The sequence below is a fragment of the Kitasatospora sp. NPDC052868 genome (assembly GCF_044547105.1).
GTDB lineage: Bacteria > Actinomycetota > Actinomycetes > Streptomycetales > Streptomycetaceae > Kitasatospora.
This window is the reverse complement of the sequence record NZ_JBITZW010000002.1, coordinates 589,064-605,782: the sequence shown is the minus strand read 5'-3', so window position 1 is coordinate 605,782 and position 16,719 is coordinate 589,064. Positions and strand designations below refer to the sequence as shown.

General features: G+C 73.9%; 15 protein-coding genes. 8 read left to right on the top strand and 7 right to left on the bottom strand.

The window, feature by feature from the left end; translation table 11 throughout:
• Positions 1-55 precede the first annotated feature (55 nt).
• Positions 56-946: an aspartate carbamoyltransferase gene (pyrB, locus tag ACIGZJ_RS06330; RefSeq protein ID WP_396456201.1), complete on the top strand. Its 891-nt coding sequence runs from the start codon at positions 56-58 to the stop codon at positions 944-946.
• A gap of 2 nt (positions 947-948) precedes the next feature.
• Here the strand turns inward: pyrB and ACIGZJ_RS06325 are convergent, their stop codons facing one another.
• From ACIGZJ_RS06325 to ACIGZJ_RS06295, 7 genes are all read right to left on the bottom strand, one after another.
• The gene (locus ACIGZJ_RS06325) at positions 949-1,518 is read right to left on the bottom strand and encodes a hypothetical protein (protein WP_396456200.1); all 570 of its coding nucleotides are present in this window, start codon (positions 1,516-1,518) and stop codon (positions 949-951) included.
• A gap of 114 nt (positions 1,519-1,632) precedes the next feature.
• On the bottom strand, positions 1,633-4,020 hold the full coding sequence (locus ACIGZJ_RS06320; protein ID WP_396456199.1) for an acyl-CoA dehydrogenase family protein: 2,388 nt from the start codon (positions 4,018-4,020) through the stop codon (positions 1,633-1,635).
• Complete coding sequence (locus tag ACIGZJ_RS06315; RefSeq protein WP_396456245.1) at positions 4,017-4,184, bottom strand: acyl carrier protein; 168 nt, start codon at positions 4,182-4,184, stop codon at positions 4,017-4,019. The genes ACIGZJ_RS06320 and ACIGZJ_RS06315 overlap by 4 nt, the downstream gene beginning before the upstream one ends.
• Positions 4,185-4,298: 114 nt before the next feature.
• Complete coding sequence (locus ACIGZJ_RS06310) at positions 4,299-6,083, bottom strand: acyl-CoA dehydrogenase family protein (protein ID WP_396456198.1); 1,785 nt, start codon at positions 6,081-6,083, stop codon at positions 4,299-4,301.
• Positions 6,083-6,913 (bottom strand): acyl-CoA thioesterase, encoded by an 831-nt coding sequence (locus ACIGZJ_RS06305; protein WP_396456197.1) that lies wholly within the window; start codon positions 6,911-6,913, stop codon positions 6,083-6,085. Before ACIGZJ_RS06305 ends, ACIGZJ_RS06310 begins: the two co-directional genes overlap by 1 nt.
• 7 nt (positions 6,914-6,920) lie before the next feature.
• Positions 6,921-7,187 (bottom strand): MoaD/ThiS family protein, encoded by a 267-nt coding sequence (locus ACIGZJ_RS06300; RefSeq protein ID WP_396456196.1) that lies wholly within the window; start codon positions 7,185-7,187, stop codon positions 6,921-6,923.
• 25 nt (positions 7,188-7,212) lie between these two features.
• Positions 7,213-8,982, bottom strand: a complete 1,770-nt coding sequence (locus tag ACIGZJ_RS06295; protein ID WP_396456195.1) for a fatty acyl-AMP ligase — start codon at positions 8,980-8,982, stop codon at positions 7,213-7,215.
• Between the two features lie 450 nt (positions 8,983-9,432).
• Between ACIGZJ_RS06295 and ACIGZJ_RS06290 the strand changes: the two genes are divergently transcribed.
• The 7 genes from ACIGZJ_RS06290 to ACIGZJ_RS06260 all read left to right on the top strand — a co-directional run bounded on the left by ACIGZJ_RS06290 (position 9,433) and on the right by ACIGZJ_RS06260 (position 16,658).
• Complete coding sequence (locus ACIGZJ_RS06290; RefSeq protein ID WP_396456194.1) at positions 9,433-10,911, top strand: MFS transporter; 1,479 nt, start codon at positions 9,433-9,435, stop codon at positions 10,909-10,911.
• Between the two features lie 169 nt (positions 10,912-11,080).
• Positions 11,081-11,380, top strand: a complete 300-nt coding sequence (locus ACIGZJ_RS06285; RefSeq protein WP_392932146.1) for a hypothetical protein — start codon at positions 11,081-11,083, stop codon at positions 11,378-11,380.
• A complete protein-coding gene (locus ACIGZJ_RS06280) occupies positions 11,377-12,324 on the top strand; it encodes an acyl-ACP desaturase (RefSeq protein ID WP_396456193.1) in 948 nt (315 codons plus the stop codon). The genes ACIGZJ_RS06285 and ACIGZJ_RS06280 overlap by 4 nt, the downstream gene beginning before the upstream one ends.
• A 207-nt stretch (positions 12,325-12,531) precedes the next feature.
• Positions 12,532-12,966, top strand: coding sequence for an acyl-CoA thioesterase (locus ACIGZJ_RS06275; RefSeq protein WP_396456244.1), 435 nt, complete (start codon positions 12,532-12,534; stop codon positions 12,964-12,966).
• 10 nt (positions 12,967-12,976) lie between these two features.
• Positions 12,977-14,572 carry an AMP-binding protein gene (locus ACIGZJ_RS06270; RefSeq protein ID WP_396456192.1) on the top strand — a complete coding sequence of 532 codons (1,596 nt, stop codon included), beginning with the start codon at positions 12,977-12,979 and terminating at the stop codon, positions 14,570-14,572.
• Positions 14,573-14,666: 94 nt separating this feature from the next.
• The gene (locus ACIGZJ_RS06265) at positions 14,667-15,335 is read left to right on the top strand and encodes an enoyl-CoA hydratase-related protein (protein ID WP_396456191.1); all 669 of its coding nucleotides are present in this window, start codon (positions 14,667-14,669) and stop codon (positions 15,333-15,335) included.
• 297 nt (positions 15,336-15,632) lie between these two features.
• A complete protein-coding gene (locus tag ACIGZJ_RS06260) occupies positions 15,633-16,658 on the top strand; it encodes a hypothetical protein (protein ID WP_396456190.1) in 1,026 nt (341 codons plus the stop codon).
• Positions 16,659-16,719: the final 61 nt, after the last annotated feature.

Sequence of the window (16,719 nt, the reverse complement as noted above, 5' to 3'; positions counted from 1 at the left end):
ATCCTGCCGATCTGCGGGATTCCATAGATGGTGAAATGAGATGGGTGGAATGATCGTGAAAAACATTCTGAGTATTGACGACCTGACGAATGACGAGATATCCGCCGTGCTCGACAACGCGGCCCGGATCAAGCGCGAGGGGGTCCGCGGGACGGAGCTCGCCGGGCGGATCGCCGCGCTGCTGTTCTTCGAGCCGAGCACCCGGACCAGGCTCTCGTTCGCCTCGGCGGCCCAGCGGCTCGGCATGGGCGTCATCGGGTTCGACGATCCGGCGACGTCCAGCGCGGCGAAGGGCGAGTCGCTGACCGACACGATCCAGGTGGTGCAGAGCTACGCGGACCTGATCGTGCTGCGCCACCCGAGGGCGGGGGCGGCGCACGAGGCGGCGGGTGTCGCGGCCGTCCCGCTGGTGAACGGCGGGGACGGCGGGCGGGAGCACCCCACCCAGACGCTCTACGACCTGTTCACCGTGCGGGAGCGGTTCGGGCGGCTCGACGGTCTGCGGGTGGGGTTCTACGGCGACCTCCGGTTCGGGCGGGCCGCCAACTCGCTGGCCCTGGCGCTCGCCCGGTTCGGCGCCGAGCCGACCTGGATCGCGCCTGCGGACCTGCAGCCGGCCGAGGAGGTGGTGGCGGCCGTCCGCGGACGCGGGGCGGTGACCGCGACGGCCGAACGGCTCACGGAGGTGCTGTCCGGCCTCGACGTCCTCTACATCTCCCGGCCGCAGCGCGAGCGGTGGCCGGCGGCACTGGCGGCGGAGCCGGCGCCCGTCACCCGGGAGCTGCTCGGGCGGGCGCCCGAGCAGCTCCTCGTCCTGCACCCGCTGCCGCGCACCGACGAGTTGGCGGTGGACGTCGACGCCGACCCGCGGGCCGGGTACTTCCGGCAGGCGGCCAACGGGGTACCGGTCCGGATGGCGGTGCTGCGGCACCTGCTGGCCGGGTGAGCTCAGGCGTTGAGCGCGAAGTACGCGCCGGCGCCGACCGTGAGGAGGAGCGTGACGACGACGGCGGTCACCATCGGCGTGAACCGGTCCCGAAGACGCTTCGCCGGGCGGATCCGCGCGGCCTCGTCCGTACTGAACTCCCACCAGTTGACGACGCGTTGGAAGTCGACCTCGAAGTCCGGGTCGGGGTACATGTCGCTGTACTGGAGGCCGGGGAGCGTGCGGCGCCGCCCGCCGGCGAGGAACATCCGGGCCGCGCGCGACTCGCTGCCCTGGCTCTTGGTGGTGCGCACGTCCAGCCACTGGATCTCGTGCCACGGGTAGGTGCGGCCGCGGCCGAGCCCCCAGCAGATGGTGATCCCGCCGGGCCCGACCGAGGACCAGCAGCGGTACGCCATGCAGGCCGCCGGGACCATCAGTGCGATGGTCCCGCCGACCAGCCAGACGGTCCCGGTGGGCCCGAGCTTGACGGCGGCAAGGGTGCCCTGGACGGCGATGACGGCGAGCGCCACCAGAAGGTGCGACCAGGACGGCCGGTACCGGTCTCTCCCCCGGAAGATCAGTTCGTTCACACCTCGCACACTACTTCGCGGGCCGCCGGCCGGATCGAACGGGGTACCACCTCCCTTGGCTCCGCGGGGATTTCGAGCCCGGGCCGCCGGGTGCCCCCGGCGGCCGGACAGGCGCTAGGGGCGGCGGGCGGCGAGGAGGGTGAGGCCCAGGGCGGGGTCGGACCAGGGGGTGCGGAGCTGGGTGAGGCCGGCCGAGCGCAGGGCGGCTTCGAGTTCGGCGGGGTCGGGGGCGCGGCCGCCGGTGAGGGCGAGGTCGAGCCGGGCGGCGGCGGCGCCGAGGGGGCGCTTGGGCAGCAGCGGGCAGGGGAGCAGCAGCCAGCCGCCGGGGAGGAGGGCTGCGGCGGCGGCCTCGACGGCGGGGCCGACGGCCTCGGCGGCGAGGGTGGCGGCGGGCAGCCAGGCGAGGGCCAGCCCGTCGTCGGGGGTGAAGTCGGCGGCGCCGCCGGGGCGGTACTCGACCGTGCCGTCGGTCGGGGCGGCAGCCGGGGCGTCCCGGTCCAGGGCGAGCACCGGGACGAAGGGGATCTGGCGGGCCAGCGCGGCGGCGGAGCGTCCGCCGTCGGCCGCGGCGCAGCCGATCCGGGCGCCGGGGCGGTCCAGGAGGGCGGGCAGGCCCTCGAGTTGGCCGAGAGCGGTGCCGACCAGGGCGTCCGCGGTGGCGGCGGCCTCGTCGCCGCAGCCGGGTACCGGTTCGCGGGTGCCGGGGGCGGGGGTGGCCGGGGTGTGCAGGCGGGCGCCCCCGGCCAGGGCGCGGCGCAGCCGGGCGGCGAACGCGCCGGTGCGCGGGCCGCCGATCAGGACGCGTTCGAGGCCCGGGTCGACGCGGTGGCGGCCGTCGGCGTCCTGGCGCACCACGCCGGCGTCGAGCAGGACGGCGAGCAGGTCCTCGGTCAGGCCCTTGGTCAGGCCCTCGGCGGCCTCGGCCGACGTGCAGGGCTCCAGCAGCCGGGTCAGCAGGCCCGTCTCCCGGGCGAGGGCGCAGGCGAGCAGGGCCCGGGCGCCGGCGGCCAGTTCGGCCGGACGCCCGGCGGGAAGGCCGGAGGGGCCGGGAGGGAGCGCGTCCGGGGCCCGGTCGGCCCGGACCGCCGCGACCAGGGCGTGCGCGCGGTCGAGGAAGGCGGCGCAGCCGGCGCGGTCCTCGGTGGTGAGGCCGTCGAGCCGGGCCGCCGCGACCACCGCGCGGGTGGCGTCGGAGGGTTCGGCGGTGGTGGCGGCGTGCAGGGCCCACCAGGCGTCGGCCAGCTTGGCGACGTTCCGCTCGGCGGCCTCCTCGCGGACCCGCCGCCCCTCCAGGCCGACGATGGTGCGCTGGCCGAGCTGGACGAGCAGCATCTCCTGCGAGCCCTGGCCGGAGATCAGGCCCAGGACGTCGCGCATGAACCGCTCCCAGGGGAACGTGGCCATGTACGCCTCGCCGCCCTGCAGGCCCATCACCACCTGGCCGACCCGCAGCGCGCACTCCGCGGCGTGGTGCTTGGCGACGGTGGCGAACTCGTCGAAGTGCGGGTCCCGGTCGGGCGACCGGGTGCCGTCCAGCGCCCGGTGGACGGCGGCCCGGGAGGTCTGCAGCAGCATCCGCAGCTCGCCGACGGAGCGTTCGACGTTGGTGTGGTCGAGGACCCGGCGGCCGGTGCGGCGGCGGTCGGCGAGCGCTTCGACGCAGGCCTCGGTGACGCCGTCGAGGGCGCCGAGCACGCCGCAGGCGCTCATCGTCCGCCGGATGCGGGCGTAGGTGTTGAGCTCGCTGAGCGCGTCGGCGCGCCAGACCAGCCGCCACTGCGGCAGCCGGACGTCGTCCAGCAGGACCTGGCCCAGGCCCATGGTGTGCAGGCCCATGGTGTCCAGCGGCACCGCGCTGACGCCCGGGTCGTCCTTCTCGACCGCGAAGGCGAGCATGTCGTTGGACGCCTCCTCGCGCACGAAGAGGACGAACAGGTCGGCGAAGCAGGCGCCGGCGATGAAGCGCTTGGCGCCGTTGAGCACCCAGGTGTCGCCGTCGAGCCGGGCGGTGGACCGGTAGTCGTACGGGTCCCGGTTCTCGTAGGCGCCCTGGACGCCGAAGCGCCGGCCGGCCACCAGGTCGGGGACGTAGCGCTCGATCAGCTCCGGGCGGCCGCTGGACAGGATCAGCTCGGTGATCTCGACGCTGATGTCGATCAGCACGGCGAGGCCGGGGTCGCGGGAGAGCCGGGAGAGCTCCTCGACCACCACCCCCCAGGCCAGCTTGTCGCGCCCGGCGCCGCCCGCCTCGACCGGCAGGGAGAAGCCGAACAGGCCGAGTTCGCCCGCGCGTTGGAAGACCCGGCGGTCGATCGGCCGGTTCTCGCGGTTGCGGAAGTGGGTGCCGGGGTTGGCGACGTCCAGGACCAGGCCGCCGAACCGGCGCCGGGCCTCGCGGCGGACCTGCTCGATCTCGGCGTCGAGGGTGCGGTGGGTGGCACCGGCGCGGTTCATCACGTCGACGGCGTGGGCGCGCGGCACCCGGGCTCCGGTCGGCGTCATATGGCGGACTCCCCGGCCTGGGCGAGCAGTTGTCCGATGGTCTCGTCCCCGAGGAAGCGCTCCAGCGGGATGGTGAGGCCCGCGCGCTCCTCGACCTCGACGGAGAGCTGGGCGGCGGTGAGCGAGTCGATGCCGAGCTCGCCGAGCGGGCGGTCGAGCGGGATCTCCTGCGGGTCGACGCCGAGCAGCTCCCCGATCAGGGCCGGCAGCCAGCTGCCGGTGGACCCGGTGGCGGACCCGGTGACGGCGTCCTGGTGTCCGGTGGTGATGACGTTCTCCTAGGGGTTTCGGACCGGCTCCGGCCCCCGGTACTGCGGGGCGAGCCGCAGCGGGACGAGGGAGAACGCGCGGTCGTCGTCGTCGAGTTCCTGCAGTCGGTGGACCAGTCGGTGCTCGGACTCGCGGTCCGGCTCGACCGGCAGGCCCAGCCGGGCCAGTACGCGGCGCAGTGCCGTGCTCAGCCAGGCGCGGTCGGCGGCCAGGCCGCCGAGGGCCGTCCGGCGCTGCAGCCAGGTGTGCAGGCAGCAGGCGCCCGCGTGCACCAGGCAGTGCCGACGGGCCGCCTCGTAGGCGTCGGCTCCGCGCACCGCGGACAGATTGCGGAAGGTCTCCCTGGTCTCGTCCCGGACGGTCAGCAACCGCCGCGCCATCGAGGCGAGTTCGGGATCGTCCGCGAGGGCGGCCACGGCCTCGTCGAGGAGGTCGACCACCTCGTCGGTGCCGCCGTAGGTGAGTGAGGGCCGCTGGTCCCGGGGCGCCAGTGGCGGCACCGGCTCGCCGAAGCCGAAGAGCAGCGGCAGCGGCAGTGCGGGGGAGCCGCCGGAGCGGCGCGCCCGGCTGAGCAACTGGGCCCGGATGGTGTCCAGTTGGACCAGCTCGGTGCCCTCGAAGACCGGGGTGATCGCGGCGTCGCGGCTGAGCTTCTGGAACGCGCCGCCCGCCACGCCCTCGCGCAGGTAGGCGCGGGCGCTGAGCACCTCGCCGCAGGCGCCGATCGAGTCCAGGCAGAGCCCGGGCACGAGGTACTTCGCCACCGCGGACCACAGCGGCATCCGCTGCCGGGCCACGTCGAGCGCGCGGGCGGCGGACAGCGCGGTGCACTCGGCGACCAGCAGATCGGCGAAGCCGCGGGCCAGCAGCGCCCGCACGGGGGCGAGTTGCAGGGCCGGTTCGCCGTACAGGACGCGCTCGCGGGCGTGCCGCAGGGCGATCCGCAGGGCGGTGTCGGCCGCGCCGAGGCCCATGCCGCCGACCAGGGTCCGGGTGTACTGGAGCATGCCGGAGACCATCTCGATGCCGCGGCCGGGGCGGCCGAGCACGGCTTCGGGGCCGACCGGCAGGTCGTCGAGGGTGAAGCCGCTCAGGTCGTGGCCGCGCAGGCCGTGGGTGCGGACCTTGGGCAGCCGCCGCACCCCGCCGGGGCCTTCGGGGCCTTCGGGGAGGTCGGCGGTCTGCGGGCCGAGGGCGTCGAAGTCGAGCAGGAACAGGCCGAAGGACGGGTCGGAGGCGGCGAGCACGGTGGCGAAGGAGGACCGCCGGCCGTTGCCGACCAGCCACTTCCGCCCGTTCAGCAGGAAGCCGCCGTCGACCGGTGCGGCGCGGGTGGCGGTGGCCAAGAGGTCGCTGCCGGCCGCCTCCTCGCTGATTCCGGCGGTGCCCCAGGCGCGGTCGAGCACCAGCTCGGCGACCCGGCGGCGCTGCTTGTCGTCGCCCCAGATCCAGACCGGGGTGGCGGCCAGGAAGGTCGAGCCCAGGCCGACCGGGACGGCCAGGTCGCGGCGCGAGGCCGCGCGGACCACGGCGGTGAGGGTCTCGAAGGACGCCAGCCGGCCGCCCTCGCCGACCGGCACCAGGTGCTCGTGCAGGCCGGCGGCCCAGGCGGCGCGGTACGCGTCGACGGGCTCGGTCTCCGTCTCGTCGGCGTGCAGGCCGCGGGCCAGCGACATCCCGGTGTCGGGGTCGAAGGGGCAGCCCAGGGCGCGTTCCAGCTCCTCGGCGGCCGCGAAGGTCGGCAGCACGGCGGGCCCGGCGGCCGCCACGGCGGGCGGTTCGGTCGTCGGCATCAGGTGCGCTCCACCACGATCGCGTACGGTCCGCCGCCGTCCTCCTCGGCGGACACCAGTTCATGGACGAAGGCCAGGCCGGGGCCGTAGCGGTGGGCGGTGGTGCGGACCTCGAGGAGGTCCCAGAGCTGGCCCGCCCGCAGCCAGGTCACGTCCAGTCGGCGGATGCCCTCGCTCAGCGCGCGGCGCAGCTCGGGGACCCGGCCGCCGCCGGTCCGCAGCAGTTCCTCGCGGGCGCCCGCGGCGAAGCCCAGCGACTCGGCCCAGTACCACTGGTCGGCCACCTCGCAGTGGTGTCGGTGGACCCGGAACTCCGCTGTCCCGGAGGCGAGTTGTCCACCCTCGCGGGCGAGTTCGGCGCGCAGTGCGGGCACCGGCGAGCGGTACGGGGCCCGCTCGACCTCGTCCGGCTCGAAACGGGCGAGCAGGTCGGCCGGCAGGCCCGCGGGCGAGCCGGACAGCGCCTGGTCGCCGCTGAGCCGCAGCGGGACGGAGGCGGCGCGGGTGCGCACCGCGACGCCGTCCGGGCCGGAGAGCGTCATCGCGACCTCCAGCTGGGAGGCGTGCGGTCCGCGGACCCTGGCACCGACCTCGACCTGGACCTCGTCGGCCTCGTGGAACCGCAGCGGGCGCTCGTACTCCAGCTGCCAGGCCCAGAGCACCAGGCCGACCTGGTGCTCGGCGACCAGGGTGCGGTGGCTGGCGACGTGGTCGCGCAGCCAGCGGGTGCCGGCCTGGAACCCGATCCGGCCGACGGCGGTGGGGTGCAGCTGGGTGGGGGAGAACAGGCTCGCGTCGAGGACGACCTCGTAGCGGGAGCTGCGTGCCATCGGCGCCTCAGCCCCCGGAGATCGCGGTGACGATGTCGACCCGGTCGTCCTCGGTGGCCTCGTGGTCCAGCTCGTCCAGGGTGAGCTTCTCGCCGTTGAGGGCGATCAGATGGGTGGCCCGGACGGTGCCCTCGCGGTCGAGCAGGACGTCGCCGAGGTTGGGGTAGCGCTCGGTGAGCGCGGTCAGGCCCTCGCGCACGGTGGCGCCGTCGACCTCGATCTCGTTCTGGTAGTCGGTGAAGCGGAGCAGGATGCCCCTGACCTTGACGATCATCGTCGGGATTCCTTCGGTGAGACGGTCATGTGGTGGTGGTGCGGGGCGCCGGGAGGGGGGCCTGCCAACGGGCCAGCTCCTCCAACTCCCCGGCGAGGAACTGCCGTCGGGTCAGCCAGCGCTGCACCTTGCCGCTCGATGTCTTGGGGAGGGTGCGCGGCGGGATGAGGACGACGGTGTGCGGCGGGACGCTCAGTTCGAGTGAGACGGCCCGCCGGATGGCATCGGCGGTGGCCTTGTAGCGGGACTCCCCGGCGGGGTCGGCCTCGTAGACGACGACCAGCCGCTCGACGGCGCCCGCGTCGTCCTCGACCGCGAAGGCGGCGCCGCAGTTGCGCCGGATCCCGGGGACGGCCGCCTCGCAGACCCGCTCGATGTCGACCGGGTGGTGGTTGCGGCCGTTGAGCACGATGAGGTCCTTCATCCGCCCGGCGACGAAGAGCTCGCCCTCCAGCAGGACGCCGAGGTCCCCGCTGCGCAGGAACGGGCCGGCGCCGCCGGCGGTGGTCGCGCCGAAGGTGTCGGCGCTCTCCTCGGGGCGCTGCCAGTAGCCTTCGGCGACGCTGGGGGAGTCGACCCAGATCTCGCCGACGGCGCCCTCGGGCCGGGGCTCGCCGGTCTCCGGGTCGACGATCAGCAGCCGGGTGTCCGGGCCGGGGACACCGCAGCCGACCAGCGAGCGGACGGCCTCGCCCGGTTCGGCGGGGCGCGCGGTGCCGGTGAGTTCGAGGGCGTCGCGGGCGAGGTCGACGGAGCGCCAGCCGCCGAGCGGCTTGCCGCCGGTGACGAACAGGGTCGCCTCGGCGAGGCCGTAGCAGGGGTAGAAGGTCTCGGCCCGGAAGCCGGCCGGGGCGAAGCGCTCGGCGAAGCGGGTGAGGGTCTCCGGCCGGACCGGCTCGGCCCCGGTGAAGGTGAGCTCGACGCTCGACAGGTCGAGCCCGGCGACGTCGGCGTCGGTCGCCCGGCGGACGCAGAGGTCGTAGGCGAAGTTGGGCGCGCCGGTGATCGTCGCGCCGTAGCGGGAGACCATCCGCAGCCAGGCCAGCGGGCGGCGCAGGAAGCCCACCGGGGACATCAGCGTCACCGGGATGCCGTGGGACAGCGGGGTGAGGATGCCGCCGATCAGGCCCATGTCGTGGTACGGCGGCAGCCAGAGGCCGCCCGAGCTGGCCGGGTGCATGCCGAAGCCGCGGGCGATCTCTGCGCAGTTGTGCAGCAGCCGGGCGTGGCTGAGCAGCACGCCGCGGGGCAGCGAGGTGGAGCCGGAGGTGTACTGGAGCAGGGCGGGCAGTTCGGGCCGGCCGGGTGGCGGCGCCAGGTCGGCGCCGTCGGCCGGGCAGGGCTCGGCGAGGTCGATCGCGATCACCCGCGGGGTGCGGCCGGCCAGCGCGACGGAGAGCCAGTCGGCCATCAGCGGCGCGAGGTCCGAGGTGGTCAGCACGACGTCGGTGCCGGCGTCCTCGATGATCGCGGCAAGCCGGGGCAGCGTGCGGGCCAGCCGGGTCGGGTCCGGCGGGAACGCCGGGACGGCCGGTGCGCCCGCGTAGAAGCAGCCGAACAGGCCGGCCAGGTAGTCCGGCCCGGGTGCGAAGAGCAGCAGGGCGGGCTCGGGCCGGCCGTCGGTGGCGGCCAGGATCGCGGCCGCGACCGTCCGGGCCCGTGCGTCGAGCTCGGCGTAGCCGATCTCGACGGCCGACTCGTCCTCCGCGACGAAGCGGTACGCGACGGCGTCGGGCGACTGGACCGCCCGTCTGTGCAGCAGTTGCGCGAAGCCCTCCGGCCCGCGTGCATCCAAAGAATCCAACCCCGGTGCCCTCCCCCGTACTTGACCGGTCGAAGAAGTGTTACAGCAGTATTGACACGCGGTCAATGATCTTCTTGGCATGTGCATCCGGCATGCGGGCGGGGATTGACACTGGCGGGTAACAAAGCGCATGGTGATCAGGCCCACCAGCGTGTGCGGGGGGTCGAGTGCGGCCACATTCGCTGCCAACGATGTTGGTGGCGTGGGGAGTTGAGGCGTAGATCACTCGGCTGACGTGCGGGAGGAACCTCCCGGCACGGGCCTGCGCACGCGCCGGGCGTGCGGCCCATCGGGGGAGAACGGGCCGGCGGCAGCCTTGACGGCGCGACCCTGAGGGCGGTCCCGGTAGCGGGGCCGCGCGGGCGGACCGGATCGGCTCCGGTGGCCGGATCACCCCCGGAGGTGCATCAGACCACCCGTCCGCCGAGGAAGGACGCCCGTATGGCCGACCTACCCGTGACGTCCGGCGCGAGCCGGGGCGCCAAGGGCGGCGCATCCGCCGGTCCGCCCGCCACACCCGCCGCCGGACCGCCCGTCGCCCTGGTGCTGCTGTGCTGCCTCGGCGCCTTCGTGGCCTTCCTGGACAGCACCATCGTGAACGTGGCGTTCCCGAACATCGCCGCGACCTTCTCCGCCACGGACCTGCCGACGCTCTCCTGGGTGCTCAACGGCTACAACGTGGTGATCGCCGCCTTCCTGATGCCCGCCGGACGGGCCGCCGACCGGCTCGGCTGCCGCCGCTCCTTCGCCGCGGGCCTCACCGTCTTCACGCTCGCCTCGGTGGTCTGCGGGATGGCCGGCTCGGCCGCCGTGCTGATCGCCGCCCGGCTGGTGCAGGCGGTGGGCGCGGCGATCCTGGTGCCGACCTCGCTCGCGCTGCTGATGCCGATGTTCCCGATGGCCGGACGGCTGATCGCGGTCACCATCTGGGGCGCGGCCGCGGCGCTGGCCGCCGGCATCGGCCCCGGACTCGGCGGGCTGCTGGCCGAACACTGGTCCTGGCGGGCGGTCTTCCTGGTGAACGTCCCGATCGGGGCCGTCGCCGTCTGGGCCTCCCGGCGCCTCACCGAGCAGCGCGAACGCGGCGGTCCCACCCCGGACGTGCTCGGCGCCGTCCTGCTCGGCTCGGCGCTCGGCCTGCTCGCGCTCGGCCTGGTCAAGGGCCCGGACTGGGAGTGGGCGAGCACCGGCACCCTCGGCTGCCTGGCGGCCGGCGCGGCGCTGGTGCTGCTGGCCGTCCTGCGCAGCGCGCGCCACCCGGCGCCGGTCATCTCGCTGGACCTGCTGCGCTCGCGCAACGCCGTCGCCGGCAACATCGGCTCGATGCTGTTCTCGGTGACCTTCTACGCCGTCATCCTGAACAACATCCTCTTCCTGACCGGGCACTGGCACTGGTCGCTGATCACGGCCGGACTGGCCACCACGCCGCCGCCGATCGCCACCGCACTGGTCGCCCGGCCCGCGAGCCGGCTCGCGGTGCGGTTCGGGGACCGGCCGGTGGTCGTCGCGGGCTGTCTGACCTACGTCTGCGGCACACTGCTGCTGCTCTGGGGCGGCGGGCGCAGCCCCGACTTCCTCACCCACTGGCTGGCCGGGGCGGCCGTCATGGGGGTCGGCGCCGGCCTGGTCTGGCCGGTGCTGGGCGCGGTGGCGCTGGCCGGCGTGGAGCCGGCCCGGCTGGCGACCGCGAGCGCTGCCAACGCGGCGTTCCGCCAGCTCGGCGCGGTGCTCGGCACGGCCCTCGCGGTGTCCGTCGTGACCTCCTCCGGGGCCGACGCGCTCGGCGGCGCCCGGGCCACCTGGTGCCTGGCGATCGGCTTCGCGCTGGCCGTCGCGGTGCTCGCGGCGGTGACCGTCCGGCGGGGTGCCGGGACGGGTTCGCAATCCCCGGCCCAGGACGGCCCGACGGCCGTTCTGTAGTAATTCCGGCGGAATGCGGCACGGTTGCCGCGGCTGATTCGACCCCAACCCTCCAGTGGATCACGGAGGTTATTGGACCTTGCATCGAAATGTGTCTGACGCATCGTTAACTGCAATGTAACTCTGATCACTTGGCCAGGTCAGCGGCCAACTTGTATGATTCCGGACTATGGTGACGCCCGAAGTTGAGTCCTACATCCGGCAGAAATTCGGCGAGCACGCCGGCCTCGCGGACGACGAGGTTTTCGCCGACGACGTGACGCTGGCCGCGGTGATCAGCCGCAGCCCGAAAATGACCAACAGCATTGATCTGATGGAGGCGTTCGCCCGGACCGCGAACGGACTCCGCAAGGACTACGGCGTGCGCGTTCGGCTGCCCTCGCTGCCCCTCGACACCCCGACCCCGACGGTGCTGAAGGTCTTCCTCGAGGAGTTCGAGCGCCAGAAGGCCAAGGAGGAGGCCGCATGAGCATCATCGAGTCGGACACCGCCGTTCCGGTCATCCGGAAGTCGATCATCCCCACCGAGCCGCCGGCCCTCATCACCGACCTCTGGGACGCGCTGACGGTGCGCAAGATGTCCCTGATCGACGTGACCTGGGAGCAGCAGCGGCTGCACGAGTCCCGCCGGTGGAGCGTCGTCGAGATGCTCTCGGCGGTCGACCTGGACAGCCTCACCCCGCTCGACCGCAACCTGGTCTGGAACGCCGGCCGCGCCGAGCTGACCACCAAGCCGGGCGCGGACCGGCTGGAGCGCCAGGCCGAGGCCGAGGTGCGCCGCTGGGAGAAGACCAACCCCGCGCTCGCGGCGGTCATGGAGGCCTGCGGTACCTGGAGCCGGTACTGGAACGAGGAGGAGGCCCACCACGAGACGGTCTTCAACCGGCTGGCGGACGTCAGCGGGATGGAGCCGATCGACGACGAGACCTTCCTCGAGTTCCGCAAGGTGTTCCCGGACGACGACATGCTCCGGACCCTGGTGCTGCTCGCGATCTCCGAGATCACGGCCGCGGTCAACTACGGCCAGTGCCAGCACGTGATCCAGGACGAGGGCCTGCGCCGGATCTTCAAGCAGGTCGCGGCGGACGAGATCCAGCACCGCAACTACTTCGTGTCCTTCGCGAAGGCGCTGGTGGACAGCGGCGAGTACCCCGCCAAGGACGCCTTCGCGGTGGCCCACCTGTTCCTGCGCGAGGACGGCGAACTCCAGGGCAGCGCCCGGGAGCAGAAGGTGGACCGCGGCACCCACGTCAACTGGTGGGACCACCTGGACACCGCGGAGACCGGCTACCGGCCCGAGGCGCTGGAGAAGAAGGAACAGCTGGTCTGCGGCGCGCTCAAGAAGATCACCGGGATCGAGGTCCACTCCCGGGACGAGGTCGAGGACGCCTGGATGGACCTCCTCGACGCCTGACGCGGCCTGCGTGGCGCTGCCTGGCACGGTGCAGCGCCGCGTGGTGCCCCTGTGGTGCCCTTCGGTACCGCGCGGCACCGCGTACAGCGGTATGTGCAGCAGGCGGAGGGCGGTTGGCGCCCTCCGCCCCCGGCCGGCGCCCCGCCCGGCAGACTTCCGCACGATCAATCGGACGGTTCCGACGTGTTCTTCGGCGAATCACGCCTCATGCTCCCGGTGCGCCCCAACGACCTCGATGTGCTGGGGCACGTCAACAACGCGGTCGCACTCGAGTACCTGGAGGCCGGGCGGTGGGACTGGCTCGGCCGGCTGGGGCTCGTCCACGGCGACCGGATGATCGCGGTGGTCGCCCGCACCGAGATCGACTACCTGGCGGAGATCCCGCGCGGCCGGGTCGAGGTCCGGACGTCCCTGGAGACGCCCTCCGAGGAGGAGTGGGACGAGGAGGGCATGACCTTCCGGGCGCGGTTCCGCCAGCGGATCCACCTGGCGGGGGACGGCCCGGCGGCCGACCGGCCCGCGGTCGACGCGCTGGTGACGGTGGCCTTCCTGGACGCGGGGAAGCGCTGCCTGGTGTCCCTGCAGGACTTCCTCGCCGCGTCCACACCCGAGGCCGCCCTCGCGGCGACCGTCAACCAGTAGGAGGGGCCCGGTGCTCGAACTCATCCAGCGCAACCAGGAGTGCCCGCCCGAGCGGGGGCTCCACCTCTACGACAAGTTCACCGATCCGCCGGAGTTCACCGCCTACCGGGACTTCCCCGAGCGGATCGCCGCCTACGCGGACTTCTTCCGCGAGCAGGGGATCACCCCCGGCTCCCGGGTGCTCTTCCCGTTCGAGACGTCCGTGCCGGTGATCCTGTCCTTCCTCGGACTGCTGGAGCTCGGCGCGGTGCCGCTCTCCGTCAAGCCGTTCGTGCTGAACACGCCGAAGGACGGCTACCAGGAGTTCCTGGCCCGGGTGGCGCAGGACCACGGCGCGGTCCGCATCCTGAACGTGCCGACCCTTGCCACCATCGACCTGCCGGTCGACACCCTCCCGCTGCCGCCGGCCGGGCTGCGCAAGCCCGGGGCCCGGCTGCGCACGCCGGGGGACGACGAGCTGGCCTTCGTGCAGTTCTCCTCCGGCTCGACCTCCTTCCCCAAGGGGATACCCGTCCGGCAGGGCGCCCTGCGCGCCAACCTGGCCATGATCACCCGGACCGACGGCCGCAAGCCCGAGGAGCGGGTGAGCAGTTGGCTGCCGCTCTACCACGACATGGGCCTGGTCGGCGGGATGCTCTCCTGCTTCGCGATCGGCTGCGACCTGCTGCTCGCCGAGCCGGTGACCTTCCTGTTCGACGCGCGCGGCTGGTGGGAGCACATGGGCCGGGAGCGGGCCATCGGCACCGTCATCCCGAACTTCGCGGTCGACTACTCGCTCAAGCTGATGCAGGACCTCGACCCCGAGGAGATCGCCGAGATCGACCTCTCCGGGATGCGGTCGGTCTACCTCGGCAGCGAGCCGATCAACCTGCCGAACCTGGAGGCGTTCCTGGACCTGATGGCGCCCGCCGGCCTGCGGCGCGACGTCTTCATGCCCTGCTACGGGATGGCCGAGGCGGTGCTGCTGGTGGCGAGCCGCCCGGTGGGCAGCCCGGTCCGGGTGGAGACCTCGCCGTCCGGCGTGCCGGCGATCTCGGTCGGCCCGCCGCTCGCGGAGTTCGCCGTGCGGCTGCGCGACGAGGACGGTCGGATCTGCGCGGAGGGCGAACTCGGCGAGATCGAGCTGGCCGGGGGCAGCCTGGCCGCCGCCTACTACGGCACCGGCCTGCCGATCCTGGGCGAGGACGGCTACTACGCCACCGGCGACATCGGCTTCCTCGCCGACGGCGAGCTGTTCATCACCGGCCGGATCAGCGACCGGATCAAGGTCAACGGCCGCAGCCTGTTCGCCGCCGACTTCGAGCAGGCCGTGGAACAGCTGTCGTTCGTCCGCGACGGCCGGACGGCGGTCGCGCAGATCGGTGCCGACATCGTCGTGCTGACCGAGGTCGACCGCGAGGCGCGGGAGGACGTACCGGGCACCCGGGCGCGGATCGTCGAGCACCTGGTGCAGGCGATCGGCGTGACGGTCCACGCCGGGGACGTCCACTACCTGAAGCCCGGACAGCTCCCGCGCACCAGCAGCGGCAAGCTGCAGCGGCGGGCGATCGTGGCCGCGTACGAGCAGGGGCGGCTGGAGGGGCTGACGTTCGGCCTGGAGAGCTGATCCCGGGCCTGACGAGTGCTTTCCGCCCGCCCGTCCGTGGGCAGGTTTCCGTGCGGACAGGGCCTAGGGCGCCACTACGCGATAGGAGCGATGCATGCCGAAGCTGGAACGGGACGGCGAGGTCTTCGTCCTGCACCTCGACGCCGATGACGAGAACCGCTTCCACCCCGATCGGCTCGCCGCACTGGAGGCGGCGCTCGACGAGGTCGAGGCCGCGCAGGGCCCGCGCGCGCTGGTCACCGCGGGCAGCGGGAAGTTCTGGTCGAACGGCCTGGACCTCGACTGGCTGCTGAACCACGGCGACCAGTACGCCGGGTACCTGGACCGGGTGCACGCGCTGCTGGCCCGCACGCTCGCCTCGCCGGTGGTCACGGTGGCGGCGCTCAACGGGCACACCTTCGCCGCCGGGGCGATGTGGGCGCTGGCCCACGACTTCCGGGTGATGCGCGCCGACCGCGGGTACGTCTGCCTGCCCGAGGTGGACCTCGACCTGTCCTTCCAGCGGGGGATGTCCGACCTCATCCGGGCCCGGCTCGCCCCGCAGGTCGCGCACGAGGCGATGACCACCGGCCGCCGCTACGGCGGCGGGCAGGCGCTCGCCGCCGGGATCGTCGACGCCGTCGCGGACGCCGGGGAACTGCTCGGTGCCGCCGTCGAGTTGGCCCGTCCACTGGCGGGGAAGTCGCGGGCGGCCCGGGGGCAGATCAAGGAGATGCTGTACTCCGAGACGCTGGCCGCGCTGCGCACCCCGACGGTCGTCTGATCCGGCGGTCGCCCGACCCGGCGCGGGAGCACCGCGCGTAGAGCCCCGGACCGGTGGGTGGTCTCCACGGTCCGGGGCTTCGGCATGCCCGGGGGCGTCGGCGTTCGGACGCGCATCACGTACCGGCACGGCAGGGTGGCGGACCGTCGGACACCGCCGGGCGGCCGCCCGAGGACGCCCCGTGACCTGGGGCTGGGCGGCGGAGCTGTCAGCCGTGCGTGATATGCAGTGCGTCTGGAGTGGCCGCCGAGCGGCCATACGAAACATGCCAATGATGCTTTGAGGGGGGCCACACCGATGGCGCTTTTCCGACGCGGCTCCGGCACGGACCAGGCCGGGGACCGGTCCGGGCGCTGGGGGTTCGGGCGGCGCGGCGCCGCCGGGCAGGGCGCCGTGCCCGTGCTGGACCCGGCGTACCGGGACGAGGGGCTGGCGCTGCTGCTCGCCCGGGCGGGCGCGGGGGACTGGGCCGCGCTGCGGCCGGCGCTGGCGGCCGTCGAGGACCAGTCCGAGCTGACCTGGATCCTGGCCGAACTGGCCGACGTCCCCGGCGTCGAGGAGTGGATCGGCCGGGTCGTCGCCGACGAGCCGGACGCCGCCCTGCCGCTGCTGCTGTCCGGCGCCCGGCAGGTCACCTGGGCCTGGGAGGCGCGGACCGGCCGGCGGGCCGAGTACGTCACCGAGGAGCAGTGGAAGACCTTCCACGAGCGGCTGGAGACCGCCGAGGAGCAGCTGCTCGAGGTGGCCGAGCGGGAGCCGCAGTGGCTCGCCCCCTGGTACTTCCTGCAGATCAGCGCCCGCGGCGCCTCGCTCGGCCGGGAGATCGGCCGGTACCGCTTCGAGGCGGCGGTGCGCCGGGGGCCGGGGCACCCCGGCTCGCACAAGCAGCGGCTGCAGCAGCTCTGCGCCAAGTGGGGTGGCTCGCACGAGGCGATGCACGCGTTCGCCCGCGCCTCGATGCTGGACGCCCCCGAGGGCAGCCCGCTGGGCGAGCTGGTCGCCCTCGCCCACCTGGAGCGCTGGCTCGACCTGCCGGACGGCGAGGACGGCGCCCACCTGGCGAGCCCGGCCGTCCGGGCCGAACTGCGCGAAGCGGCCGAGCGGTCCGTGCTGCACCCCGCGTACCGGCGCTCGCTCGGCTGGCAGAAGGCCCACAACACCTTCGCGATGACGTTCGCGCTGGCCGGCGACGCGCAGACCGCGCACACCCTGTTCGAGGCGCTCGACGGCACCGTCACCGAATCCCCCTGGAACTACCTCTCCGGCGACCCGGTCGAGAACTTCCGCGCCCACCGGGACCGGTGCGCCCGCCAGGCCCGCTGACCGCGCGCCGCCGCCCACCGTCACCCACGCGACCGAAAGAGCCCTTCCGGTGTCCCGTCAC